Source organism: Streptomyces sp. NPDC102258 (genome assembly GCF_055584685.1).
This window is the reverse complement of the sequence record NZ_JBVJLO010000004.1, coordinates 261,796-287,566: the sequence shown is the minus strand read 5'-3', so window position 1 is coordinate 287,566 and position 25,771 is coordinate 261,796. Positions and strand designations below refer to the sequence as shown.

The window sequence follows — 25,771 nt, the reverse complement described above, 5'->3', positions numbered from 1 at the left end:
CTACAAGTGGAACTGGCCCATTACTCGGACTATGCCGTGCGCCTGGTCAACACCGAGGAGCCGGCCCGCAACAAGGACGCCCTCACCTCGGTGGACGACGTCCGCGCACTCTTCGGGGCCAGTGTGCAGATGGCCCGCCGGGTCACCGACACCGACGTCACCCGCTTCCGCAACGTCCGCGGCCGGCTGCGCGCCGTCTTCGAGGCCGCCGACGGCGGCGACCACGTCCTCGCCGTCGACCTGCTGAACTCCCTGCTCATGGAGTTCCCGGTCAGCCCCCAGGTCTCCGGCCACGAGCTCGTCGGCCCCGACGGCCGCCCCGACTGGCACATCCACCTCGCCGACCACCCCTCCAACGCCTCCGCCGGCTACGCCGCGATCGCGTCCATGGGGCTGGCCTTCCACCTCACCGAGCACGGACCGGACCGGCTCGGCCTGTGCCAGGCGCCGCCCTGCCGCAACGCCTACCTCGACACCTCCACCAACCGCTCGCGCCGCTACTGCTCCGACCGCTGCGCCACCCGCGCCAACGTCGCCGCCTACCGCGCCCGCAAGCGCCTGGAGGCCGAGGAGTCCGCCCGCATCGGCCGCACCGCCGAGGCCGCCCACGACAGCCACGCCCTCAGCGAACGCTGACCGGCGGGCAGCGGCCGCAGCCGCAGCCGGGCCACCGCCAGCACCAGGTCCTCGGGGACCGCGCCGTAGTCGGTGCTGTCCCCGGTCTCGTTGAACGGGTTGTCGCCGAGCATCCACCAGCCCCCCGGGCGGCGCTCGGCCGCCCGCTTGACCACCAGCAGGTCCTGCTGGAGCGGATGGCGGAACACGACCACGTCACCCGGACGGACCAACGCCCCGTACCGGACCACCAGCTGGTCCCCGTCCCACAGGGTCGGGGCCATCGACGGCCCCGTCACCCCGGTGATGCCGATGCGCCCCCGCGCGCGCCTGTTCTCCGCCATGTCCGGCCTCCTCTGCCTCCCCGCATGCTGCCGTACGGCCCCGTACATTCGCTCACCACTCCTCGACCGCCCCTGGACTTTTGTCCGAAGCCCATGGGGGCGCCCGCGATTTCCGGTTTCTCAGCGAGTAATCTCGCCCTTGAGAAGACGATCACGAGGAGGACCCACTCCATGCTTTCCCGCTTCTTCGCCCCCCGGGTGAAGGTCTCCGCCCACTGCGACCTGCCCTGCGGCGTGTACGACCCGGCCCAGGCCCGTATCGAGGCCGAGTCCGTCAAGGCCGTCCAGGAGAAGTACCAGGCCAACGAGGACGCCGACTTCCGCGCCCGCGCCATCACCATCAAGGAGCAGCGCGCCGAGCTCGCGAAGCACCACGTGTCGGTGCTCTGGAGCGACTACTTCAAGCCCCCGCACTTCGAGAAGTACCCCCAGCTCCACACCCTGGTCAACGACACCCTGAAGGCCCTCTCGGCCGCCAAGGCGTCGAACGACCCGGCGACCGGCGCCAAGGCCCTGGAGCTCATCGCCGAGATCGACCGCATCTTCTGGGAGACCAAGGCCGCCTGATCTTGGGCGCCCGCTCGCCGGGTACGACCGAGGGGCCCGACCGTTCGCGGTCGGGCCCCTCGTGTGCGTGTCGGGGGGAGGGGGCGCTCCGGCCGGTTGTGTCAGTCCTCGTCCTCGTCCTCGTCGTCGAGGCGGGCGAGCCAGGTGGCCAGGCGTTCCACCGGGACCTCGAAGTCCGGGTTGAGGTCGACGAAGGTCCGCAGCTGTTCGGCCAGCCACGCGAAGGTGACCTCCTCCTCGCCGCGCCGCTTCTCCAGCTCCTCGATGCCGCGATCGGTGAAGTACAAGTCGGGCTCCGTGCCATGGGGTGATGGGGTGTTTCCCGCCAGGATAAGCCGGGTCCCGGCGACACCTCCCGCCGTCCCGCCTGCGGCGCTAGCGTGGAGGCCCGGGTGGGACGAGCGGGGGAGGGGGGTCAGGGGATGCCGGACGGGCGCACGGCAGGCTCCGCGCGCGCCTTCGAGCTCCTGGAGCCCCTGGTCCGGGCCGCCACCGTACGCGTCCACGCGCCCCCGGGCGGGTATGAGAACCCCGGCGGCGACGGGACCGGACCCACCTGGGGCAGCGGCTTCTTCATCGCCCCCGGCTGGGTCCTGACGTGTGCGCACGTGGTCGGTGAAGGGGGTGGTGCCGCGGTGCGTCTGTCAGGCCGTGAGGTCGGCATCAGCTTCCACTCCGGGCCGCTGCCCGCCGCCGGAGCCCCGGGCGGCGGTACCGGTACGGTCGCCGGGCGGGTGGAGTGCGTGCTGCCCGAGCGGCTGGACGAGCCGCGCCCCGGGCGGCGGGCCCTGTGGGACCTGCCCGACCTGGCGCTGGTCCGGGTGCTCTCGCCGATATCGCACGCCTGCGTGTGGCTGACCGACCGGGCCCGGCCCCGGATGGACGAGGCCGCGTACTTCGGCTGCACCGAGGAACTCGGCATCCGCGAGATCACCGGCCGCACCACCCGGCTGCGGGGCACCGCCGCGAACGGCGCCGCGATCCGCCTCGGCGACGACGACGAGATCGAGGCCGGCATGTCCGGCGGGCCCGTGGTGGACCTGACGCGCGGCGAGGTCGTCGGGGTGGTCAAGGCCCGCCGACACGGGAACGGCGGCGGGGTCGCCGTGTCCGTGGCCCAGTTACGGACCCTGCCGCTGGCGGCGACCGGCCAGACCGGGCTCTACCGCCGGGTCATGCAGGCCCACGACCTCTACCACTACGACCGCCACCTCAGTGATCTCGACAGCCGCCGGACCTGGACCGACGTACACGACGAGCTCCCGGACGCGGACCGCGACCCGTACGGCGGCCGCGGCAGGCTCACCCCCGGCGAGCGCACCACCCTCTGCGGGCTGCTGGCCGAGCTGCCGCCGCCCGGGTCCTCCGAAGCCGTCCGCGAGCTGGCCGAACGGGCCCGCGGCGAGGAACCCGACCCCGGGCTGCCGGCCCCGCTCAGCTGGCGTGACGGGCTCGGGCTGCTCCACGACCCGCCGGGCGCGGGCGGGGAGGCCGCCGCGATGCTCCGGTACGCGACCGACGTGAGCGTGGCGGACCACCGCGAACCCCCGGCGCCCGGCGCCGACGAAGAGCTGTGGGACTGGGTGCGGGCCACCGCGGAACGGCTGTGGCGTCCGCTGCGGCGGGAGCTCGGCGAGCGGCACGAGCGCGGCCTGGCCGAGCGGGAGCGCCGCCGCCGCGCCTTCGTCGGGCGGTCGGCGCACGGGCCCGCCCGGCGGTCGGGGGCCCTGCCGACCGGGCCGTCGGTGCTGCTGGAGGTGTGGGCGCACGGCTGGGAGGACGTCTACGACTGGCGGGTGTGCGTCCTGGCGGGTCCGGCCCGCCCCGGCCGGGTCACGCCCGTGGACTCCGGCGTACGGACGCGGCTGGAGCGGCTGCCGGAGGCGCTGCGGGCGCCGCTCGCCGAGGGGTTCCGGCGCTGCGACACGCACGAGGCGGCCGCGCTCCTCGAAGTCGCGGTGGCGCCGGAGCTGTTCGGGCTCGCGGTGGACGCCTGGACGGTGTCGGGCGGGGTGCCGGTGGGGGTCCAGCGGCCGGTGGTGGTGCGGTTCGAGGGTGGCGGGCCGGGGGGTGTGGGGGCCACGGGGGCCACGGGAGCCTTGGGGGCTTTGGGAGCCGTGGGGGCTCCCGATGCTTCTGCGGGCTGCGAGGTTCATGGGGTCTGCGTGGTCCCGGCCGGCGGTGGGCGGTGGTCGCGGGTGGGGGCCGGGCCGCTGCTGGACCAGCGCGCCGACTGCTCGCGGGGACGGCCCCGCAGCCCCTCGCCCGACTGGCTGGCGGGGCTCGCGGACAACACGGTGCCCGTCCTGTGCCGGGCGCCGGACACCGAACCGACCCTGGGGGCCCTGCACGCCCTGCGGGACGCCGGTTACCGGGTCGTGGTGTGCCGGCGGCCCCCCGCCGACCCGGGGGTGTCCTGCGCGCCCTACCACCGGGGCCTGCGGGAGGAGCTGGCCGAGGCGGGGCGGGGCGCGTCGCTGCCGCAGCGCGTCCAGGCGTTGCGCGTACGGGCTCACGGGGCGGACCCCGACGCCTACTGGGCGGCCGGGCTGGCCCTCGTATGGGAGGACCCGCGGCGGGCGCTGCCGGAGGACGAACCGTTGCAGGGGGATCTGTGAGCAGGGGGACCGGACCCCGTCGGCCGGGGGCCGGCCGCGGGGGCCGGCGCGGACGACGCGTGCTTCGTGGGAGGGAGCGGCCGTGAACGACGAATGGCTCATCTACCGGGGTGTGGGCGAACCCCACGACGGGATCGCGGCGCTGCCCGATCCGCCGCCCTGGCGGGACTTCGACGGCGGGCCCGTCGCCGAGCCGGGCGGAGCGGCCGCGGCCGCCGACGGGAACGTCGCGCGCCGGCTCGGCGCCCACCGGCAGGCCGCCGAACTGCACCGGCCGGAACCGGAGGAGCTGGAGGCCGTCAACGCCGCGCTCTACCTGCGCAGGCCGCTGCTGGTCACCGGCTACCCCGGCACCGGGAAGTCCACCCTGGCGCACGCCGTCGCCCACGAACTGAAGCTGGGGCGGGTGCTGCGCTGGCCGGTGGTGTCGCGGACGGTGCTCCAGGACGGGCTGTACCGCTACGACGCGCTCGCCCGGCTCCAGGACGTGCAGATCGCCGCCGGTGGGGGCGCGGGCGCGAGTGCTGGGAGGGGCGGCGGTTCCGGCGCCGGCATCGGCAGGTACGTGCGGCTCGGGCCGCTGGGGACGGCGCTGCTGCCGACCGCGAAACCCCGGGTGCTGCTCATCGACGAGCTCGACAAGAGCGACATCGACCTGCCGAACGACCTCCTGAACGTGCTGGAGGAGGGCGAGTTCACCCTCCCCGAGCTGGAGCGGGTCGCCGACTCCGAGCCGGAGGTGGAGGTGCTGACCGACGACGGCGGGAAGGTCACCGTCCGGGGCGGGCGGGTGCGCTGCCGGGCCTTCCCGTTCATCATCCTGACCAGCAACGGCGAACGGGACTTCCCCGCCGCCCTGCTCCGCCGCTGCATCCAGCTCAAGCTCGGGCAGCCGGGGGAGAAGCGGCTGGCCACCCTGGTCCGGGCGCACCTGGGGGAGGAGGCCGCCCGGCTGGGCGCGGACCTGATCCGGGAGTTCCTCAGCCGCTCCCGCTCGGAGCTGGTGGCCGCCGACCAGCTGCTGAACGCCATCTACCTGACGCATTACGCCGCCCCGCCCACCCGGGAGGACCTCGCGGACCTGCTCATCCAGCGCCTCGACCGCCCGAGGTGAGCGGCCGTGACGACCGGAGCACCTGACCCGGGGCGCCGGGAGCCGGGATCCTCCGCAGCGGGCTCAGGCGGCGGCGCGGGCGCCGGGTCCGGCGGCCGCCCGCGCCCCGGGGCGGGCGGCGGGGGGTCCGTCGAGCTCGGGCTGCGGGTGCTGGCCGGGCTGCTGCGGGAGGCCGGGCTCGACCCCTCGGCCGGGGAGCTGGCCGACGCCCTCTGGCTGGCCGGGCACACGCGCCGCCCGGCCGCCCGGCCCCCGACGGCCGCCACCGCACCGCCGGAGCCCGTCCGGGCCGGGGGGCCGGAAGGGAGGACGCAGGACGCACCGGGCGAGCCGCCCGGGCAGCCGGAGCCCGTCCCGCCGCCGGAGCGGGAGGAACCGGAGACTGAGGATCCGGTCCGGCTCTACGCGGTCGGGGCGCGGCGCGGGCACGGCTCCGGGATCGATCCGGATGCCGACATCCCAGTCGGCGCCGGGGTGCCGGTCCGGGTGCCCGGGGCGACCGCGCTGCCCCGCATCCTCGACATCCAGCGGGCCCTGCGCGTCCTCCAGCGCCACCACCCGCCCGGCCCGCCCGTCCGTACCGTCCTGGACGAGACCGCCACCGCCGAGGCCAGCGCCCGGGCCCTGGGGCTGGTCATCCCGGTGCTGCGGCCGGAGAGCCGCCGCGAGGCGACCGTACGCCTGGTGATGGACGCCTCGCCGTCCATGGCGGTGTGGCAGGAGATGTTCGAGGAACTGCGGTCCGTCTGCGAGCGGCTGGGCGCCTTCCGGGACGTGCAGGCGCACTGGCTGCACCGGCTGGCGGACGGGACCGCGGCCCTCGGACGCGGCCCCTCGGCGGGCGGCGGCCCGCGCTCCGGTGGCGCCCCGCGCTCCGGCGACGGCCCGCGTACCGGCGGGGTCCTGCGCTCCGGCGACCAGCTGCGCGATCCCACCGGGCGGGTGCTGACCATGGTCGTCTCCGACTGCGCCGGGCCCGTGTGGCGGGAGGGCGAGGCGCAGCGGCTGCTCCACCGGTGGGCGCAGTGCGCGCCCTGCGTGGTCGTCCAGCCCCTCCCGCAGCGGCTGTGGAGCCGCAGTTGGCTGCCGACCGAGCGGGGCGTGCTGGAGCGGGCCGGGGGCGGCGGCGAGGGCGTGGGCGGCGGGGTGAAGCTGAGGTTCCGCTCGGACCGGCCGTCGCGGCCCGGGCAGCGCACGGGCGGGCTCGCCATACCCGTACTGCCGCCCCACGCGACCGCCCTCGGGGCCTGGGCCCGGCTCGTCGCCGGGCTCGGCACCGGCCCGGTACCGGCGGAGGTCGGCCGGGTCCTGGCCCGCCACCCCGCCGCGCCCGTACCGCTGCCGCGCACCGCCCGGCCCCCGGGCGAGCTGGTGCGCCGCTTCCGGTCCTCCGCCGCGCCCGGCGCCGTCCAGCTCGCCGTGTACCTGGCGGCGGCGCCGCTGACCCTGCCCGTGATGCGGCTCGTCCAGCGCACGATGCTGCCCGACTCGGAGCCGTCCGACCTGGCCGAGGTGCTGCTCAGCGGGCTGGTGCGGCGCAGCGGGGAAGCGCCGGGGCAGTGGTACGAGTTCGTCCCCGGGGTGCAGGACGTGCTGCTGGGGCCGCTGGGGCGCGATGAGGCCGCGCTGGTGCTCAAGCACTGCTCGGAGTACGTGCTGGCGCACTTCGGGAGGGGCGTACGGAACTTCCCCGCGCTCGCCGTCACCCAGCTCACCGGCGTCCCGGCGGCCGATCCCGAGGACGAGGCGGGGCCGGTGCCGGCCGGGCGGCTGCCGCGGGCCTTCGCGCACGTCTCGGCGAAGGTCGTACGCCGCTACCTGCCGGGCCCGCCGCAGGAGGACCCGGACGACGCCCCGGGCCCGGGCCCGGCCCCCGCCCCCGAGCCGCAGTCGCCCGTGGCCGCCGGGAGCGGCCGGGCGGCGGGGGTACGGGCGGCCCGCGAGCGCCTCGCGGACGGTGACGCCCGCGCCCTGTACGAGGCCGTGGCCCTGCTGCGGCGGGCCGTGGCGGCCCCGGCCGGCCCCGGCGACCCGCCGGAGGAGGCCGGGACGGAGCTGGCGGGGGCGCTGCTGCGGCTGTGGGCGGTCCAGCGCGACCCCGAGCTGCTGGGCGAGGCCGAAGCGGCGGTGGCCGGGCTGGGCACCCCGCCGGCCCGGGCGGCGCGGGGCCGGGTGCTGTACGAGCGGGCCCTGGCGGGCGGCGGGGACGCGGAGCTGCTGACCGCCGCCGACCGGGAGTTCGCCGCGGCGGGCGCCGCCGCCGGGACGGAGCTGGGCGTGGTCTGCGCGGTGTGGCGGGCGCGGACCCTGATCCGGCTGAGCGCGGCGCGCGATGACGCGGGGCCACTGTTCGAGGCCCGCTCCACGCTGGAGGCCGCCCTGACCGCCGCCCCCGGCGCCGACGCGCAGCCGGAGCTGGCCCTGGCCCTGGGCCGCGTCCTGCTGGTCCTGCTGCCGCGCACCCCTGCCCCCGCCGCCCGCACCCCCCTGGCCGAACAGGCCGCCGCCCACCTGACAACGGCCCTGACCGCCTTCCTCCCCCACCCCGCCGGGGACCCCGCCGGGGGCGTCCCGGAGCAGCCGCCCCGGGACGCCGAAGCCCCGACCGGCACGCCCCCGCAGCCCGACGCGGACCGACCCGGCGCCGCCCCGGGCCCGGTCGGGGCGGACCCGACGCGCGGGGGCGCGGCGGCTACGGAGCCGCCGGGCACCGGCGGCAACGCCAACGGCTCGCCGGATGCGGGCCCGGAGGGCGGGGGCACTGCCCCGGGCGCGGAGGCGGGCGGCACCGGTGAGCACCCCGGCGGCGGTGGCTTGCCCGGTCTGGCGGACGGGGGTGCCGGGGGCGACTCCGGGCGCGCCCCGGCGACCCCGCCCGGCGCCGACGGCGGGGGACGGGCAGCCGGTTCGCAGCGAGGGGACATCGAGCTGCCGGGCGATGACCCGGCCAGCGGGCCCGACCCTGGGCCGGGAGCTGTCGTACGGCCGGCAGGCGGGGTCGGCCCCGCCCCGGCGAACCCGGACGGGGCCGCCGACCAGGGGGAGCCGGGGCGGGACGCCGGGCTGCCGGGGCGTGGTGTGGCCGGGGGGTCGGCGCCGGTGGGCGGTGCTGCGGCGGGTGGGAGCGGGCGTGCTCCGGCGTCCTCTGGCGGTGCCGTCGAGCGGGTTGGGCCGTCGGGGCGTGGTGCGGGCGCGGGCTCCGGGCCGGTGGCTGGTGCTGCGGCGGGTGGGAGCGGGCGTGCCCCGGCGTCCTCTGACGGCGCGGTCGACCGGGCCGGGACGCCGGGTCGTGGCGCGGACGGGCGGTCGGCGCCGGTGGCCGGTGCTGCGGCGGGTGGGGGCGGGCGTGCGCCGGCGTCCTCTGGCGGTGCCGCCGAGCGGGTTGGGCGTGGTGCGGGTGCGGAGTCCGGACGTGGGGCGGGTGCCGTGGGCGGGGCCGGGCGGGATGCGGCGGGGCCGGAGGGGGGCGCCGGCCCGGGGCGGGGAGCCGGTGCGCAGCGGGGCTCCGCCGGCCAGGGCGCCGCGCGCAGGCGGCGGGTCGCGCGGGTTCGGGTGGAGCTGGCCGAGGCGCTGCGGTACCTGCCCGGGCGGCTGGAGGAGGCGGCCGGGCAGTTGGCACGGGCCCTGGACGAGGCCGCCGACGACCCCGGCCCGCGCCTCGCCGCCCTGGTCTGCCTGGCCCGCGTGCACCGGGCCCGGTACGCCCGCGACGGGGAACCGGCGGCCCTCGACGCGGCCTCCGAGGCCTACGGGCGGGCCCGGCGGCTGATCCCCCGCGACGGGGAGGCCTTCGGGGAGCTGCTGCCCGAGTGGGGCGACGTACTCCTGGCCCGGGCCCGGGCCACCGGCGGGCGCGGCTTCGCGTCCACCGCCGTACGGGTGCTGCGCGAGAGCCGCGCGGCGGTCCCGCAGACCGACCCCCGGGCGGCGCACCGGCTCCTGCGGCTGGCCACCGGGCTGCGGCTGCGGCACTCGTACGAGGGCGACCTCGTGGACCTCCGCGAGGCGGAGCACCTGCTGGAGCTGGCCGCCCGGCAGGGGCACCGCCCGCTGGAGCGGGCCCTCGCCTGGCGGGACCACGGGGACGTCCAGCAGGAGATCCACGTCCACACCCATACCGCCGACCGCCTCGACCGGGCGGCGGACTCCTACCGCCGGGCCTGGCGCGCCGCGCTCGAAGCCGACCGGGAGGAGCCGGAATCGGATGCGCACACCGGCCGGGCGCTGCGGCTGGCGGCCCGGGTCCAGGAGTCGCGCGGGGAGGTCCTGGAGGGCCTCGCCCGCCCCAGGGCCGCCCTCGACGCCTACCGGGCCGCCCTGCAGCTGCGCGGGCGCCTCGACCCGCCGGAGCCCGAACTCCCCGCCGCCATCAGGGCCGTGGCCGCGCTCCAGGAACGGATCCGCGCGCTGGAGGAGGCGCTCTGAACCGTTTCCCCCCGCCGGCCGGCGGGAAAGGGCAGTTCGACCGACCCGGCAGACCGGAGCCGACCGCGTACGACGGCCGGGCCGGAGGCCGTGTACGGCAGCTGGGCACGACGGCCGCGTTCGGCGGCCGGGCACGACGGCCAGGCACGACGGCTGGGCACGGTGGCTGAGCCCGACGCCTGGGCACGGTGGCCGCGTACAACGGCGGGCACGACGGCCGTGCAGGACGGCCGTGTACGGCGGCCGGGCAGGACGGCTGGGCACGGTGGCCGAGCCCGACGGCCGGGTACAACGGCCGCGTACAACGGCCGCGTACAACGGCCGCGTACAACGGCCGCGTACAACGGCCGTGTACGGCGGCCGGACAGGATGGCCGGGCAGAACGGCCGGACACGATGGTCGGGTGCGACGGCTAGACACGGGGGCCGGGCACGGTGATCGGACACGATGGCCGGGTAGGAGGCTGGGCAGGCCGGCTGGGCAGGCCGGCTGGGCATGGTGGCCGCGTACGACGACCGGGCGCGACGGTCGCGCACGGTGGCCGAGCACGGGTGGCCGCGTACGACGGCTGCGCACGGGTGGCCGCGCACGGGTGGCCGCGCACGACGGCCGCGCACGACGGCCGCGCACGACGACCACGCACCACCACGACCGCGCGACGGACGACCAGACGACAAGGGGACGGGCAGCCCATGGTGAGCGGACGACGTCAGGAAGCGGCAGCGCCGACCGTACGGCCGTGTCCCGGGCCGCTTCCGGATCTCTCCGGGTTCGACCTGGCCGCGCTGCGCGGCATCGGGCACCCGGTCCTCGCCGAGGTCATCGAGGGCATGGTGGAGCGGGTCACCCACCCCGCCGAGATCCTCAACGCCTTCGACTCCGGCGTCGCCTGACCACCCCCGCCCGGCCCCGCCCCCGCCCCCCACCGCCGCGAGTTGACCACTTTCCGCCGTTAGCCGGGCCCCTCCGAAGGGCAGGGATGGGCAGTCCGCCGGGGGAGGGAGGCACAGGCGATGAGCCCAGCGATCACGAGCGGCCCGCTGCCGCCCGCCCACCGGGCCCCCGACCCGCGGCACGCCCGCCACGCCCCCTGGCCCTACGCCCTCCTCGACGTACCCGCCCTGCGCGCCGCGGGCCACCGCCCCCGGCCCATCCGGCAGTTCGTCCTCAAGACGCACAGCCGCTGCAACCTCGCCTGCACGTACTGCTACGTCTACGAGATGGCCGACCAGAGCTGGCGCACCCGCCCCGCCGCCATGACCCTCGCCACCGCCCGCCGCGCCGCCGAGCGGATCGCCGACCACGCCGCCGCCCACGACCTGCCCCGCGTGGACCTCGTGCTGCACGGCGGTGAACCCCTCCTCGCCGCGCCCGCCGACCTGGCCGCCCCCGTCGAGGCGGTACGGGCGGCCCTGGCCCGCCGTGCGCCCCGCACCCGGGTCACCGCCAGCGTCCAGACCAACGGCACGCTCCTGACCCGCGGCCGCCTCGCCGCCCTGGACGCCGCCGGGATCCGGGTCGGCGTCAGCCTCGACGGCGGGCTGCCCGCGCACAACGCCCGCCGCGTCGACCACGCCGGGCGGCCCGGCTTCGGCGCGGCCGCCCGGGGACTGCGGCTGCTCGCCCGGCACCCCGCCCACTACGCCGGGGTGCTGTGTGTGGTGGACCTGGCCCAGGACCCGGTGGAGACGTACGAGTCCCTGCTGGCGTTCGCCCCGCCCAGCCTCGGCCTGCTGCTGCCGCTGGCCAACTGGAGCACCCCGCCGCCCGGCCGGACCGCGCACGGCACCCCGTACGCGGACTGGCTGCTGGCCGTCTTCGACCGCTGGTGGCACGACGGGGTGCGGCGCACCCGGATCCGGCTCTTCGAAGAGGTCATCGCGCTGCTGCTGGGCCTGCCCGAGGCCACCGAGACCCTGGGCCTGGCCCCGGCCACGACCGCCGTCATCGAGACCGACGGCGCCATCGAGCAGGCCGATTCCCTGAAGTCCGCCTACGAAGGGGCCGCCGCGACCGGCATGACCCTCGACACCCACAGCTTCGACGAGCTGCTCGACCACCCCGGCTTCGCCGCCCGCCAGATCGGCCGGGAGGCCCTCGCGGCCGACTGCCGGGCCTGTGACCTCGTCGAGGTGTGCGGCGGCGGCCACTACCCGCACCGCTACCGGGCGGGGGAGGGATTCCGGCGGCCGTCCGTGTACTGCGCCGACCTCCAGGCCGTCATCCGGCACATCGCCGGGGCCCTGCACGCGGCCACGACGACGGGACGGGCCGCGTCATGACCCCGCACCGCACCGAAGCCGCCGCCGGGCAGGTGGGGGAGGCCGGGGCGACGGGGGAGGGTCCCAGCCCGTTTCCCGGCCCGCGGCCCGGCGCCGCCCCCGCCCATCAGACCCGCTCCGAACAACCCCTCAACCCCAAAACCCCCACCGGCCTCATCCCCTTCACCGTCACCTCCCGCACCCTCCGCGACCTCGCCTCCACCGAGCCCACCCCCGAAGGCACCCGCCTCGTCCGCGACGTACGCCGCTCCCGGCGCCTCCTGCTGCTGCGCGCCGTCCTCGACGCCGCCCCCGGCGCCGAGAGCGCCGAGCGCTGGGCCCTGCTGGAGGAAGCCGAACGCCAGGACCCCGAAGCCGTCCACGACGTCCTGCACTACCCCGCCACCGGGGTCTGGGCCGAGGAGACCCTGCGCCGCCTGCACGACCCCCAGGGCCCCCCGCCCGACCTCGGCCACCTCGGAGCGCTGGCCGTCGCCGCCGCGTTGCGCGCCCGCATCGCCTTCAAGACCACCCTGCGCCCCGTCCACGGCCGCCTCGCCCTGCCCACCCTCGGGCTGCTGCGCCCCGACCGGACCGGCCCGCTCGCCCTGACCGACCGTTCCTGGGACACCGGCGCCACCCTCCCCCTGCACCCCCTGCCCGGCGGCCGCACCTCCCTCGACGACCTCGACCCGTACCGCGCCCCAACCGCCCCGCACCCGGCGCCCGTACGCCCCGCCCGCCGGCTCACCCCCAAGGGCCACAAGCGCTGGGACACCCAGTGGTCGGGCGCCCTCACCCTGCTGGAGCGCTACGACTCCACCCGCGCGGAAGAGACCGGCCTGCTGCTGCGCTCCGTGGTCCCCCTCGCGGGCGGCACCCGCTCCAGCGGCGCCACCCTCCCCGCGGCCGCCGGGTCCGTCCTGGCCCGCGGACAGGCCCCGCCCGCCCTGGCCGCGACCCTGGTGCACGAGGTCCAGCACGGCAAACTGGCCGCGCTCGCCGACATCCTCACCCTGCACACCGCCGACCGCACCCCCCGGTACTGGGCCCCCTGGCGCGCCGACCCCCGGCCGCTGGAGGGGCTCCTGCACGGGGCGTACGCCCACCTGGCCCTGGCCGGCTACTGGCAGCGGGCCGCGCTCTACGGGGCCCGCGGCGCCTGGGCCCAGCACGCCCGGATCCGCTCCCAGGTCGCCGCCGTCCTGCCCGTCCTGCGCGCCCAGCCCCAACTGACGCGCACCGGCGCCGAGTTCGTCGACGGCATGATCGCGGCCGAGCGGGCCATGGACGAACTGCCGCCCCCCGGCGACCAGCACGCCACCGCCCGCCGGGCCCTGGAGCGGGAACGCCGCGCCTGGTGCGAGGCCCACCCCGAACTCGCCCCTTTCGTACGGGTCTGAGGGGCCGTCCGCTGCGGTACCTTTCAACCCCGCCCCTCTCCGCACCGCCCCCCACCGCCTCACACCCCGTCCACCGCCCGGACCCCAGGGAGACGGCAGCATGACCGGTACCGGTACGCGATTCGACCGCGACGGAGCCGCCCCGGCGCAGCGCTTCGTCATCAGCTTCGCGGGCTTCAACCGCCCCTGGGCGGCGTGGATCGCCCACCGCCTGGAAGAGCACGGCCACCGCGTCGCGCTCCAGCGCTTCGACCCGCTGACCAGCCCCGGCCTCACCGAAGCCCTGGACGACCTCCCTCGGGCCGGCGGCACGGTCGTCCTCGTCCTCAGCGAGCGCTACTTCTCCGCCGGCACCCACACCGACGAGGAGTGGAACACCGCGCTGCGCACCGTCACCGAGGCCCACCCCGACCGGTTCGCCGCCGTCTGCCTCACCGACGCCCCGCTGCCCAGTGCCGTCGCCGCGCTGGAGAAGACCGACCTGTGGGGCCTGGACGCCTACGAGGCCGAGTACCGGCTGCTGCGCCGGCTGGAGCTGCCCACCGACCGGATCGGCACCGAGAGCGGCCGCCGCGGACCCCGCTTCCCCAACGACCCGCCCGAGATCTGGGGCCGGGTCCCACGCCGCAACCCGCGCTTCACCGGCCGCAACGACGTCATCGGCCGGCTGCGCGCCGCCCTCACCGAGGCCCCGCCCGGCGCCTCCATGGTCACCCTGCTCGGCCTCTCCGGCGTGGGCAAGACCCAGGTCGCCACCGAGTACGCCTACCGCTTCGCCTCCGAGTACGACGTCGTCTGGTGGGTCCCCGCCGAGGACCGGCCCACCCTGCGCGAACGCCTCGCCGACCTCGCCCCCGCCCTCGGCCTGCCGCGCGGCGCCGGCAGTTACGGCGAGCAGATCCGGGCCGTGCTGGAGGCGCTGCGGCGCGGGACCCCGTACCACCGGTGGCTGCTGGTCTTCGACGGCTGCGACAGCCCCGACGACCTCACCGACCTGCTGCCCTCCGGCGCCGGGGACGTCATCATCACCTCCCGCAACCGCGAGTGGGCCGCCCGGCACACCAGCCTCGTCGAAGTCCCCCTCTACGCCCGCCCCGAGTCGATCACCTTCATCCGCCGCCGGGCCCTGCGCCTGACCGGCGAGGAGGCCGACCAGCTCGCCGAGGCGCTGGAGGACTACCCCCTCGCCCTCGACCAGACCGCCGGCTGGCTCGCCGACTCCCCGATGCGCGTCGGCGACTACCTCGAACTCCTGCGCCACCGCCTCGACTCCCACGAGGCCGTCACCCTCTCCGACGACTACCCGCTGCCCTTCCCGACCGCGCTGGCCATACTCCTCAACAACGTCCGGGAGAACTTCCCCGACGCCCTCTCCCTGCTGCGGCTGTTCGTGTTCTTCGCCCCCGGCCGGGTCCCGCTGCGGCTGCTGCGCGAGTTCCCCGCCGACGACGTCCCCGAGCACCTCGCCGGGCTGATCAACGACCAGATCCGCTGGAACGCCGCGCTCAACAAGCTCGTCCAGTTCTCCGTCGTCCGCCTGGAGTACTCCGACCTCGCCGTGGAGGAGGGCGGCGGACTGGAGACCGTGCAACTGCACCGCATGGTCCACAACATCGTCCGCGAGAACCTCGCCGAGGACGAGGCCGACCAGCTCGCGCGCGCCGTCCGCCAGGTCCTCGCCGCCGCCGACCCCGGCCGCCCCACCGACTCCCGGCTCTGGCCCCGGTACGCCGAACTCATCCCGCACCTCGACTCCGCCGGCGTGCTGACCAGCAGCAATCCCCGTATCCAGAACTTCCTGCTGCACTGCCTGCGGTACCTGATCCTGGCCGGCGAGTACCGCACCTGCCTGCGCCTGGCCGAACAGACCGACGGCGTCTGGCGGGCCATGCTCGGCGACGACCACGACCAGGTCCGCGAGCTCAGCTACCACTACGGCGGCGCCCTGCGCATGCTCGGCCACTTCCGGCGGGCCGAGGTCCTCGCCCGCTCCGTCGCCGACCGGCTCGTCGCCGAACGCGGCCCCCGCGACCTGGAGACCCTCCGCGCCACCAGCACCTACGCCGGGGTCCTGCTCGGCACCGGCAAGTTCGACCGGGCCCGGGAACTGCTGGAGCACGCCTTCGCCGCCTACCGCGAACTCCTCGGCGAGGACGACTCCACCACCCTCAACGCCCAGAACAACGTCGCCGTCGTGCTCCGCCTGCTCGGCCGCTACCAGGAGGCGTACGACACCGACCTCGACACCCTGCGCCGGCGCGAACGCGTCCTGCACGTCCGGCACATCGCCACCCTCTCCTCCGGCATCGGCTGCGCCATGGGCCTGCGCCTCATGGGCCGCTACCGCGAGGCCCTCGCCCGCCAGGAACAGGGCCTCAAGCTCAACACCCAGGTCCTCGGCCTCAACCACCCCCAGACCCTGCGCGCCGAACACAACCTCGGCATGTGCCTGCGCCGCTCCGGCGACATCCCCGGCGCCGGCGCCCGGCTGCGCAGCGTCCTGGAACGCTCCACCCGGGTCTTCGGCGCCGACTTCCCCTGGACCCTGATGGTCGCCTCCGACTACGCCACCTACCTGCGCGAGTACGGGGACATCGAGGAGGCCCGGCGGATCTCCGAGGAGGTCGTCCGGGGCTACCAGTCCCAGCTGGGCCTCGCCCACCCGTACAGCATCGGCACCGTCGGCAACCTCGCCCTCGTGCTGCGCGCCCAGGGCGAGCGGACCGAGGCCCTCAACCTCGCCGAACAGGCCCTGGTCGGCATGCGGGGCGCCCTCGGCGACCGCCACCCCTGGACGCTGGGCTGCGCCCTGAACACCACCGGGCACCGCAACATCACCGGCCGCCTGGAATCCGCGGTGGACCTGAGCCGCGAGACCCTGCGCGGCGCGGAACGCGTCCTCGGCCCCGACCACCCGATGACCCTGAGCGCCCAGACGGCCCTGGCCGCCGACCTCCGCTCCGTACGCGAGGACGCGGAGGCCTCCAAACACGAGGAAGCCGCCCTCAAGTCCCTCACCCGCACCCTGGGCCCCCAGCACGTCCACACCGTCTCGGCCCGCCAGCAGGCCCGCCCCTACTGGGACTTCGAACCCCAGCCGTAGCCCCGCACCAGCACCCCCACCCGGCCCGGACGGCCGGAAGGCCCGGCTCCCCTCCGATGAGGGGAGCCGGGCCTTCCGGGTTCACGCCGCTCAGGCCTCGAAGACCTCGTTCAGGAGGAGCTGCTGCTCCGCCTGGTGGCGCTTCGCGGAACCGACCGCCGGGGACGAGCCGTGCGGGCGCGAAACGCGGCGCAGGCGCTCGCCGGCCGGGATGTCGGCGCCGACGGCCAGGTCGAGGTGGTCGATCAGGTTCAGCGCGATGAACGGCCACGCACCCTGGTTCGCCGGCTCTTCCTGGGCCCAGATGTACTTCGCCGCGTTCGGGAACTTGGCGATCTCCGCCTGGAGTTCCTCGCCCGGCAGCGGGTACAGCCGCTCGATGCGCAGGATCGCGGTGTCCGTGATGCCGCGCTTCTGCCGCTCGGCCTCCAGGTCGTAGTAGACCTTGCCCGCGCAGAAGACGACCTTGCGGACCGCGTTCGGCTCCACCGTCGCGTCACCGATGACCGGACGGAACGAGCCGTTCGTGAACTCCTCCGCCTTCGACGCCGCAGCCTTCAGACGCAGCATCGACTTCGGGGTGAAGACGATCAGCGGCTTGTGGTGCGGGTTGTGGACCTGCCAGCGCAGCAGGTGGAAGTAGTTCGACGGCAGGGTCGGCATCGCGACCGTCATGTTGTTCTGCGCGCAGAGCTGCAGGAAGCGCTCCGGGCGGGCCGAGGAGTGGTCCGGGCCCTGGCCCTCGTAGCCGTGCGGCAGGAGCAGCGTGACGCCGGAGGTCTGGCCCCACTTCTGCTCGGCGGAGGAGATGAACTCGTCCACGACGGTCTGCGCGCCGTTGACGAAGTCACCGAACTGCGCCTCCCACAGCACCAGCGCGTCCGGGCGGGCCAGCGAGTAGCCGTACTCGAAGCCCATGGCCGCGTACTCGGAGAGCAGCGAGTCGTAGACGTTGAACCGGGCCTGGTCGTCCGACAGGTACAGCAGCGGGGTGTAGTCCTCGCCCGTCTCGCGGTCGATGAGGACCGCGTGGCGCTGGCCGAACGTACCGCGGCGCGAGTCCTGGCCGGACAGCCGGACCGGGGTGCCCTCCATCAGCAGCGAACCGAAGGCCAGGGTCTCGCCCATGCCCCAGTCGATCGTGCCCTCGTCGATCATCGCCGCGCGGCGCTGCAGCTGCGGCAGCAGACGCGGGTGGACGGTGACCCCGTCGGGGACGTTGACCTGGGACTCGGCGATCCGCTTGACGACGTCCTGGGAGACCGCGGTGTCCACGAAGACCGGGAAGTCGCCCTGCGGGGCCGGCGCCGGCGCGCTGACCGCGGGCTGCGTGGAGGCCTCGCGGACCTCCGCGAAGACCTTCTCCAGCTGGCCCTGGAAGTCCTGGAGCGCCTGCTCGGCCTCTTCCAGGGTGATGTCGCCGCGACCGATGAGGGACTCGGTGTACAGCTTGCGCACCGAACGCTTCTTGTCGATCAGGTCGTACATCAGCGGCTGGGTGAACGCCGGGTTGTCGGACTCGTTGTGGCCGCGGCGGCGGTAGCAGATGAGGTCGATGACCACGTCCTTGTTGAACGCCTGGCGGAACTCGAAGGCCAGCCGCGCCACGCGGACCACGGCCTCCGGGTCGTCACCGTTCACGTGGAAGATCGGCGCCTCGATCATGCGGGCCACGTCGGTCGCGTACATCGACGAACGCGAGGACTCCGGGGCGGCGGTGAAGCCGACCTGGTTGTTGATGACCACGTGCACGGTGCCGCCGGTGCGGTAGCCGCGCAGCTGCGACATGTTCAGCGTCTCGGCGACCACACCCTGGCCGGCGAAGGCCGCGTCGCCGTGCAGGGCCAGCGGCAGGACGGTGAAGTCCGTACCGCCCTTGTTGATGACGTCCTGCTTCGCGCGGGCCACACCCTCCAGGACCGGGTCGACGGCCTCCAGGTGGGACGGGTTCGCGACGAGCGAGACCTTGATCTGCTCCCCGTCCAGACCCGTGAAGGTGCCCTCGGCGCCCAGGTGGTACTTGACGTCACCGGAGCCGTGCATCGACTTCGGGTCGAGGTTGCCCTCGAACTCGCGGAAGATCTGCGCGTACGACTTGCCGACGATGTTCGCGAGGACGTTCAGCCGGCCGCGGTGGGCCATGCCGATGACGACCTCTTCCAGGCGCGCCTCGGCCGCGGAGTCGATGACCGCGTCGAGCAGCGGGATGACGGACTCGCCGCCCTCCAGGGAGAAGCGCTTCTGGCCGACGTACTTCGTCTGCAGGAACGTCTCGAAGGCCTCGGCCGCGTTCAGCCGGCGCAGGATGCGCAGCTGCTCCTCGCGCTCCGGCTTGGTGTGCGGGCGCTCGATGCGGTCCTGGATCCAGCGGCGCTGCTTCGGGTCCTGGATGTGCATGAACTCGACGCCGGTGGTGCGGCAGTACGAGTCGCGCAGCACGCCGAGGATGTCGCGCAGCTTCATCATCGACTTGCCGGAGAAGCCGCCGACCGCGAACTCGCGCTCCAGGTCCCACAGGGTGAGGCCGTGCTCGGTGATGTCGAGGTCGGGGTGCTTGCGCTGCTTGTACTCCAGCGGGTCGGTGTCGGCCATGACGTGGCCGCGGACCCGGTAGGAGTGGATCAGCTCGAAGACGCGGGCGGCCTTCGTGACGTCGTCGTCGTGGGAGGCGTCGATGTCCCGGAGCCAGCGGACCGGCTCGTAGGGGATGCGCAGCGCCTCGAAGACGTCGTCGTAGAAGCCGTTCTCGCCCAGCAGCAGGTTCGCGACGATGCGCAGGAACTCGCCGGAGGCCGCGCCCTGGATGACCCGGTGGTCGTAGGTCGAGGTCAGGGTCATCACCTTGGAGATGCCCAGCTTGTTCAGGGTGTCCTGCGAGGTGCCCTGGAACTCGGCGGGGTAGTCCATGGAGCCGACGCCCATGATGACCGACTGTCCGGGCATCAGGCGGGGCACGGAGTGCACGGTGCCCAGGCCGCCGGGGTTGGTCAGCGAGACGGTGACGCCGGTGAAGTCGTCCATCGTCAGCTTGCCGACGCGGGCGCGGCGGACGATGTCCTCGTACGCCTGCCAGAACTCGAAGAAGTTGAGGGTCTCGGCCTTCTTGATGCCGGCGACGACGAGCTGGCGGTCGCCGTTCGGCTTCACCAGGTCGATCGCCAGGCCGAAGTTCACGTGCTCCGGCTTGACCAGGGTCGGCTTGCCGTCCTTCTCCGCGAAGGAGTGGTTCATGGCCGGCATGGCCTTGATCGCCTGCACCATCGCGTAGCCGATGAGGTGCGTGAAGGAGATCTTCCCGCCCCGGGCGCGCTTGAGGTGGTTGTTGATGACGATGCGGTTGTCGAACAGCAGCTTCACCGGGACGGCGCGGACGGACGTGGCCGTCGGGACGTCGAGGGAGGCGTTCATGTTCTTCGCCACGGCGGCGGCCGGGCCGCGGAGCGTCACCAGCTCGGGGCCCGAAGGGGCCTCGGTGGCGGGCGCGGCCTTCGGGGCTGCGGCGGAAGGGGCAGGAGCGGCCGGTGCGGCGGCCGGGGCCTGAGGGGTGACAGTCACAGCAGGGGCACCAGAGGGGGTGGCAGGAGCAGGGGCAGGAGCTGACACAGGCGGAGCGGCCGGGGCGGCCGGGGCCGCTCCCGTGGAGCCCGGGCCGGAGCCGTTGCCGGCTGCGGGCGACGCGGCGCGCGCCGCCCCCGTGGCGGCGGCGACGGGGGCCTGAGGGGCTGCGGCGGGGGCCTGGGCCGCGGCGGAGGGGGCGGCCTGTGCGGAGGCGCCATCCGTCGGCGTGGACTTCCCGGGACCATCCGCCTTCACCGGAGCGGCGACAGCGCCCCCCGGCTTGTAGTCGGCGAAGAAGTCCCACCAGGCCCGGTCGACCGAATTCGGGTCCTGGAGGTACTGCTGATAGATCTCGTCGACGAGCCACTCGTTCGCGCCGAAGCCTGAGGCAGGGGTCTTCCCGCCCTCTGCTGCGTCGGTCGTGGTGCTCGAATTACTGGGGGACTGTGGCGACACGGCGGCAACCGCCCTCTTCCGCTTCACAAGGTATGGACAGCGGGAATAAAGGCTACGCCTCCCGGCGGGGGTGATGCAGTCCGGGCGGGACTTCCGTCGCGCAGGTCACACCGAACGGCGGGTTTCGTCACGTGGAATGGCGGGAAACAAGCGTGGTTCGGGTAGGGGGCACCCAGGTTGCGACCCGTAAGGCCTCGCACCCCTGACGACCCCGGGCACGTGTGGCCGAGATCATGTCCTTCCCTCAGGAACCCTACGTCAAGACCGTGCCGGTGAGCTGCCCGGAAGAGTGACAAGGATTCGGCAACCCCGTGACGATTCGGCCACGCCGATATGGCCCCCGTGCAGGCCGACCGCCCAACGGGCGATCGCCAGCCCCAGACCGGTCCCCCCGTCACCGCCCCGCGCCGCGCCCCGGTTGAAGCGCTCGAAGACCCGGTGCCGCTCGGCCTCCGGGATGCCGGGACCCTCGTCCACGACCTCCAGGGCCAGGCTCCCGGCCGCCTCGCCCGCCCGGGCGCGGACCGTGACCCGGCCGTGCGGCGGACTGTGCTTGACCGCGTTGTCGATCAGGTTCGCCACCACCTGGTGCAGCCGCTCCGCGTCCGCGTACGCCGTCAGCTCGGTCGGGAACACGTCCAGATGCAGGTGCACGTCGTTACGGGTGTGCCCGCCCGAGCCGGACGCCAGCCCCGGCCGCCCGGCCGCCGCCAGCCCCGACTCCTTCAGCACCCCCGACAGGTACGGCCACACCTCGAAGCGGCGCGCCCTCAGCGGCACCACCCCGTTGTCCACCCGGGACAGGTCCAGCAGCGTCTCCACCAGCCGGCCGAGGCGCTCCGTCTGCTTCAGCGCCGTCCGCATCGTCTCCGGATCGGCCTGCGACACCCCGTCCACGACGTTCTCCAGCACCGCCCGCAGCGCCGCGATCGGCGTACGGAGCTCGTGCGAGACGTTCGCGACCAGTTCCTTGCGGTGCCGGTCCACCGCCTCCAGGTCATCGGCCATCAGGTTGATCGTCGAGGCCAGGTCGCCCAGCTCGTCCCGGCGCCCGGCCCCGCGCACCCGGCGCGTGTAGTCCCCGTGGGATATCGCCCGGGCCACCGTCGTCATGTCGTCCAGCGGGGCCGTCAGACTGTGCGCCACGAACTGGGTGATCAGCATCGAGGCGATCACCGAGAACACCGTGATGAACCGCAGCTCCGTCGCCGTGCGCAGGGCCACCATCAGCAGGCCCGTGGTGATGAACACCGACACCACGACGAGCGTGCCCAGCTTCGTCTTGATCGAGAACGGCGAGAAGGGCCGCAGCCCCGTCCCGGGCGGCCGCCCGGTCACGGCTGCGCCGGGGTCTCCAGGGCGTACCCGACGCCATGGACCGTACGGATCCGCTCCGCGCCGATCTTGCGGCGCAGCGCCTTGATGTGGCTGTCGACCGTACGGGTGCCCGACGCGTCGGCCCAGTCCCACACCTCGGCGAGGAGCTGCTCCCGCGAGAGCACCGCGCGCGGCGTCCCCGCCAGGCACACCAGCAGGTCGAACTCCGTCGGCGTCAGGTGCACGTCCTCCGCCTGCACCCGGACCCGGCGCTGCGCGTGGTCGATCTCCAGGTCGCCCAGGCGCAGCGTCGCCCCGCGCGGGGTGTGCGCGGCCAGCGTGGCCCGCTCCACCCGGCGCAGCAGTACGTGGACCCGCGCGGCCAGCTCGCGCATCGAGAACGGTTTCGTCATGTAGTCGTCCGCCCCGACCCCGAGGCCGACCAGCATGTCCGTCTCGTCGTCGCGGGCGGTCAGCATCAGCACCGGGACGGGCCGCTGCGCCTGCACCCGGCGGCACACCTCCAGCCCGTCGAAGCCCGGCAGCATGACGTCCAGCACCAGCAGCTCCGGCAGCCAGCTCTCGGCGGCCGCCACCGCGGCCGGCCCGTCGTACGCCGTCTGCACCTGGAAGCCCTCGGCGCGCAGCCGGGCCGCGATGGCGTCGGCGATGGTGCGGTCGTCCTCGACCACGAGCACGCGCCGCTGGGCGCCGGGGGTGGCCGCGGCGCCGCTGTGGGTGGTGTGTGTCTGTTCCATGTCCCGCCCCTGAAGATCCCGCGTGTCGCGTGTTGGGGTGCAGCGTAGAGGAGCCACCGGCCTGCGGCTATGTGCGGTTCGGACAGTGACCGGCGGGTGACGCCCGGCCCCCGGGGGAGCCCCCCGGACGAGGCGCGGCCCACGGGCGGCCCCGCGCCGGGGTCCCCCGAACGGAGCAGCCCGGGAGGCGGCCGCGACACCGGGGCGGCGGGGCCCGGGTCTCAGGACTCCGGGTCGAGGCCCGGGAGGGCGGCCAGCACCTTCACCAGGCCCGGGGCCAGGGCGTCCTGGTCGGCCGAGACCTCGACGCCGTCGTGGACGAAGGCGTACGTGAAACCGTCCCTGACCGGCGGATCCGCCCTCGCGGCCCGGGGCAGCCGGGGCAGGTCCGCCTCGCGCAGGGCCACCCGCAGCGCCTCCAGCCCGGCCGGGTCCAGCCGGCCCGACCCCTCCGGCCGCCCGTCGGCGCCCTGCCGGGTCCAGGAGCCGTCCCCGGCGATGCGGAGGGTGTGGCTCCGGCCCGCGTAGCCGCCGGTGCGGGTGACCCCGAGGAGGGCCTGCGAGGCCGGCCGGGACGAGTGGGTGGAGGGGCTCGCGGAAGGGGGCGCGGACGGGGTGCGCGCCGGGGTGCGCGCCGGGGGCACGGAGCCCGGCCCGCCCGGCCCCCCGGACACCGACGCCGACGTGGTGGCCGACGCCGGCGACGCGGGCCGCCCGCCCGGACCGCACCCGGCCGCGCCCGCCAGCACCGCCGCCGCCACGGCCACCACGCACACCACTCGGGACGCTCGCACACCCACCTCCGCGGGGACTCGGCCGAACCCCGAGTATGGAGTCCCCGCCCCGCCACCGAAAGCACCCGAACCCCGGAGGCCCCCATCCGCCGCACCGCCCCCTGGCGCTGGCTGCCCCCGCTCCTCGCCGCCCTCCTCGGCCTGCTCGCCCTGGAACGCGGCGGCAGCATGTGGCGCGACGAATCCACCACCTGGCAGGCCGCCCACCGCACCCTCCCCGACCTCGCCGGGCTCCTCGGCCAGGTCGACGCCGTCCACGGCCTCTACTACCTGCTGATGCACGGGGTGTTCGGCCTGTGGGACGGCGGCCTCTGGGCGCTGCGGCTGCCCTCCGTGGCCGCCACCGCGCTCGCCGCCGCCGGGGTGGCCGCGGTCGGACACCGGCTGGCCGGCGAACGCGCCGCGCTGCTCGCCGGCTGCGCCTACGCCCTGCTCCCGCCGGTGCAGATGTACGCCCAGGAGGGACGCTCGTACGCCCTCGTGGCCGCCGCCGTGGCCTGGGCCACCTACCTGATGCTGCGCGAGCGGTGGACGGCGTACGCGGCCGTGCTGCTCGCCGGCTGCTGGCTGCACGAGTTCGCCGCCCTCGCCCTGCTCGCCCATGCCCCCGCCGCCCGCCACTCCCGCGGCTGGCGCCGCAGCGCCGCCGCCGTGGCCGCCGGGCTCCTGCCGCTCGCCCTGGTCAGCGCCCGGCAGGCGCAGGCGCAACTGGGCTGGCTGGGACGCCCCTCCTGGCAGGACTGGTCGGCGTACGGAGTCCTCACCGGCTCCGTCCTGCTGCTCGCCCGGGGCGCCGCCCGACGCGACCTCACGGACCTCGCCCGGGTCGCCGTACCGCTCGCACTGCTGCCGCCGGGCCTGCTGATGACCCTCTCGCTGGTGCACCCCTGGTACGTCGACCGGTACGTCCTCTACGCGCTCGCCGGCCTCGCCCTCCTCGCCGGAGCCCGCCTGGCCCGCGCCCGCACGGGGTGGCCATGGCTGCTGGCGGCGGCCCTGCTGGTGCCGACGGGCTGCTGGTCGGCGTGGCTGCGCACCCCCGAGAGCCGCAAGGACGACGCCCTCGCGGTCGCCGCCGCCGTACGGGAACGCGCGCGCCCGGGCGACGCGGTGCTCTTCATGCCGTCCCGGCGCCGCGAGTGGCTGCTGTCCTCGCCGACGGTGTACGAGGGCCTGCGCGACATCGCCCTGGACGGCCCCCCGACGGCTTCGCACACCCTCCACGGCACCGAACTCCCCCCGCCCCGCATCCGCGAGGCCCTGCTGGCCTCCCCCAGGGTGATAGCCCTCCTGGACCCCCCGGACCAGCCCCAGGACCCGTACCCCCCGGAAGCCGCCAAACGCGACACCCTGACCACGGCCTTCGACCGCTGCTCGGTAACCCAGGTCAGGGGCGCCCGCGTGGCGGTGTACGCGAAACGGGGGGGTTGCGGGTGAGGGGGGTTGCGCCCCGCCCCAGACGGCTCGCCCACACAGCAGACCGCATCGCCCTCCCCGCCTCCCAGCGCCCCCCGGCCCGCAGGCGCCCGGCGCTCAGGCGGTCGGCGCGGGTACCGCCGCCTCTGCGGCGCGGCTGACCGGTTCCCAGGAGGCCCAGGTGGCCATGCGGCGGCGGGCGATGTCGAAGGCCAGGTCGTAGACCATGCTGCCCAGCAGCAGGCGCAGCGGCGGTTCGTCGCTGTCGACCAGGGTGAGCAGGGCGCGGGCGGCGAGTGCCGGGTCGCTGTCGACGGAGCCCTCCGCGAACTGCTGCTCCAGTTCCGCCCGCAGCGGGGCGTACGGCTCCTGCGGGGTGGTGGCGTGCATCGCCGTGTAGAGGTCGGTCCAGTAGCCGCCGGGCTGGACGATGCTCACCTTCACCCCGAAGCCGGCCGCCTCCATGGCGACGGCCTCGCTCATCCCCTCCAGGGCGCACTTGCTCGCGCTGTAGAGCCCGGTGCTGGGGAAGCCGCTGAGGGCGCCGATGCTCGATATCTGTACGAGGTGTCCCGCGCCCTGTCCGCGCAGGACCGGCATGACGGCCTGGGTCACCCACAGCGCGCCGAAGAAGTTGACCTCCAGCTGGGCGCGGGCCTCGGCCTCGGTGAACTCCTCGACCATGCCCATGGTCAGCGTCCCGGCGTTGTTGACGACGACGTCGAGCCGCCCGAAGTGGCGTACGGCCTCGGCGACGGCCGCGAAGACGGCGTCCCGGTCGGTGACGTCCAGGGGGAGGGGCAGCACCCGGCCGGGATGGGCGGCGGCGAGTTCCTCCAGCGGCTCGGTGCTGCGGGCGGCGACGGCGACGCGGTCGCCGGCGGCCAGGGCCGCGTCGGCGAAGGCCCGGCCGAGGCCGCGGCTGGCGCCGGTGACGAACCAGACCCGGCCGGTGTCGGCGGATGGAGTGCGCATGGGTGGGCTCCCGTCGTCGTAGTGTGCAAGACGAGACGGTTCGTCTT

At 75.4% G+C, this 25,771-nt stretch carries 17 protein-coding genes; 10 read left to right on the top strand and 7 right to left on the bottom strand.

Annotation, left to right across the window (positions count from 1 at the left end; translation table 11 throughout):
* Positions 1 to 6 precede the first annotated feature (6 nt).
* Positions 7 to 636, top strand: a complete 630-nt coding sequence (locus ACZ6ZT_RS09215; protein ID WP_469717013.1) for a CGNR zinc finger domain-containing protein — start codon at positions 7 to 9, stop codon at positions 634 to 636.
* Here ACZ6ZT_RS09215 and sodX read toward each other — a convergent pair.
* The gene (sodX, locus tag ACZ6ZT_RS09210; RefSeq protein WP_469717011.1) at positions 540 to 959 is read right to left on the bottom strand and encodes a nickel-type superoxide dismutase maturation protease; all 420 of its coding nucleotides are present in this window, start codon (positions 957 to 959) and stop codon (positions 540 to 542) included. The two genes, ACZ6ZT_RS09215 and sodX, sit on opposite strands and share 97 nt — an antisense overlap.
* Before the next feature lie 171 nt (positions 960 to 1,130).
* Between sodX and sodN the strand changes: the two genes are divergently transcribed.
* The gene (gene sodN / locus ACZ6ZT_RS09205; protein ID WP_469717009.1) at positions 1,131 to 1,526 is read left to right on the top strand and encodes a superoxide dismutase, Ni; all 396 of its coding nucleotides are present in this window, start codon (positions 1,131 to 1,133) and stop codon (positions 1,524 to 1,526) included.
* A 101-nt stretch (positions 1,527 to 1,627) separates the two neighbouring features.
* On the opposite strand, the gene ACZ6ZT_RS09200 is transcribed toward sodN, so the two are convergent.
* On the bottom strand, positions 1,628 to 1,813 hold the full coding sequence (locus ACZ6ZT_RS09200) for a DUF6104 family protein (RefSeq protein WP_469717007.1): 186 nt from the start codon (positions 1,811 to 1,813) through the stop codon (positions 1,628 to 1,630).
* A gap of 135 nt (positions 1,814 to 1,948) precedes the next feature.
* Here ACZ6ZT_RS09200 and ACZ6ZT_RS09195 point away from each other — a divergent pair, with 135 nt between their 5' ends.
* The 7 genes from ACZ6ZT_RS09195 (at position 1,949) to fxsT (ending at position 16,450) form a co-directional block, all read left to right on the top strand.
* Positions 1,949 to 4,144 carry a VMAP-C domain-containing protein gene (locus ACZ6ZT_RS09195; RefSeq protein ID WP_469717005.1) on the top strand — a complete coding sequence of 732 codons (2,196 nt, stop codon included), beginning with the start codon at positions 1,949 to 1,951 and terminating at the stop codon, positions 4,142 to 4,144.
* An 82-nt stretch (positions 4,145 to 4,226) separates the two neighbouring features.
* Positions 4,227 to 5,258, top strand: coding sequence for an AAA family ATPase (locus tag ACZ6ZT_RS09190; protein ID WP_469717004.1), 1,032 nt, complete (start codon positions 4,227 to 4,229; stop codon positions 5,256 to 5,258).
* A gap of 6 nt (positions 5,259 to 5,264) precedes the next feature.
* A complete protein-coding gene (locus tag ACZ6ZT_RS09185) occupies positions 5,265 to 9,683 on the top strand; it encodes an SAV_2336 N-terminal domain-related protein (RefSeq protein WP_469717002.1) in 4,419 nt (1,472 codons plus the stop codon).
* A gap of 692 nt (positions 9,684 to 10,375) precedes the next feature.
* Positions 10,376 to 10,576 carry an FxSxx-COOH cyclophane-containing RiPP peptide gene (gene fxsA / locus ACZ6ZT_RS09180; RefSeq protein WP_469717001.1) on the top strand — a complete coding sequence of 67 codons (201 nt, stop codon included), beginning with the start codon at positions 10,376 to 10,378 and terminating at the stop codon, positions 10,574 to 10,576.
* Positions 10,577 to 10,696: 120 nt separating this feature from the next.
* Positions 10,697 to 11,965 (top strand): FxsB family cyclophane-forming radical SAM/SPASM peptide maturase, encoded by a 1,269-nt coding sequence (locus ACZ6ZT_RS09175; RefSeq protein WP_469717000.1) that lies wholly within the window; start codon positions 10,697 to 10,699, stop codon positions 11,963 to 11,965.
* The gene (locus tag ACZ6ZT_RS09170) at positions 11,962 to 13,347 is read left to right on the top strand and encodes an HEXXH motif domain-containing protein (RefSeq protein WP_469716998.1); all 1,386 of its coding nucleotides are present in this window, start codon (positions 11,962 to 11,964) and stop codon (positions 13,345 to 13,347) included. Before ACZ6ZT_RS09175 ends, ACZ6ZT_RS09170 begins: the two co-directional genes overlap by 4 nt.
* Before the next feature lie 100 nt (positions 13,348 to 13,447).
* Positions 13,448 to 16,450 (top strand): FxSxx-COOH system tetratricopeptide repeat protein, encoded by a 3,003-nt coding sequence (gene fxsT, locus ACZ6ZT_RS09165; RefSeq protein ID WP_469716996.1) that lies wholly within the window; start codon positions 13,448 to 13,450, stop codon positions 16,448 to 16,450.
* Between the two features lie 90 nt (positions 16,451 to 16,540).
* On the opposite strand, the gene ACZ6ZT_RS09160 is transcribed toward fxsT, so the two are convergent.
* From ACZ6ZT_RS09160 to ACZ6ZT_RS09145, 4 genes are all read right to left on the bottom strand, one after another.
* Positions 16,541 to 20,464, bottom strand: coding sequence for a multifunctional oxoglutarate decarboxylase/oxoglutarate dehydrogenase thiamine pyrophosphate-binding subunit/dihydrolipoyllysine-residue succinyltransferase subunit (locus ACZ6ZT_RS09160; RefSeq protein WP_469716994.1), 3,924 nt, complete (start codon positions 20,462 to 20,464; stop codon positions 16,541 to 16,543).
* 258 nt (positions 20,465 to 20,722) lie between these two features.
* Positions 20,723 to 21,802, bottom strand: coding sequence for a HAMP domain-containing sensor histidine kinase (locus tag ACZ6ZT_RS09155; RefSeq protein WP_469716992.1), 1,080 nt, complete (start codon positions 21,800 to 21,802; stop codon positions 20,723 to 20,725).
* Positions 21,799 to 22,539: a response regulator transcription factor gene (locus tag ACZ6ZT_RS09150; protein ID WP_362124241.1), complete on the bottom strand. Its 741-nt coding sequence runs from the start codon at positions 22,537 to 22,539 to the stop codon at positions 21,799 to 21,801. The genes ACZ6ZT_RS09155 and ACZ6ZT_RS09150 overlap by 4 nt, the downstream gene beginning before the upstream one ends.
* A 221-nt stretch (positions 22,540 to 22,760) precedes the next feature.
* The gene (locus ACZ6ZT_RS09145) at positions 22,761 to 23,333 is read right to left on the bottom strand and encodes a hypothetical protein (RefSeq protein ID WP_469716990.1); all 573 of its coding nucleotides are present in this window, start codon (positions 23,331 to 23,333) and stop codon (positions 22,761 to 22,763) included.
* 168 nt (positions 23,334 to 23,501) lie between these two features.
* Here ACZ6ZT_RS09145 and ACZ6ZT_RS09140 point away from each other — a divergent pair, with 168 nt between their 5' ends.
* Positions 23,502 to 24,770, top strand: a complete 1,269-nt coding sequence (locus tag ACZ6ZT_RS09140; RefSeq protein ID WP_469716988.1) for a glycosyltransferase family 39 protein — start codon at positions 23,502 to 23,504, stop codon at positions 24,768 to 24,770.
* Between the two features lie 96 nt (positions 24,771 to 24,866).
* On the opposite strand, the gene ACZ6ZT_RS09135 is transcribed toward ACZ6ZT_RS09140, so the two are convergent.
* Positions 24,867 to 25,724, bottom strand: a complete 858-nt coding sequence (locus ACZ6ZT_RS09135) for an SDR family NAD(P)-dependent oxidoreductase (protein WP_469716986.1) — start codon at positions 25,722 to 25,724, stop codon at positions 24,867 to 24,869.
* Positions 25,725 to 25,771 lie beyond the last annotated feature (47 nt).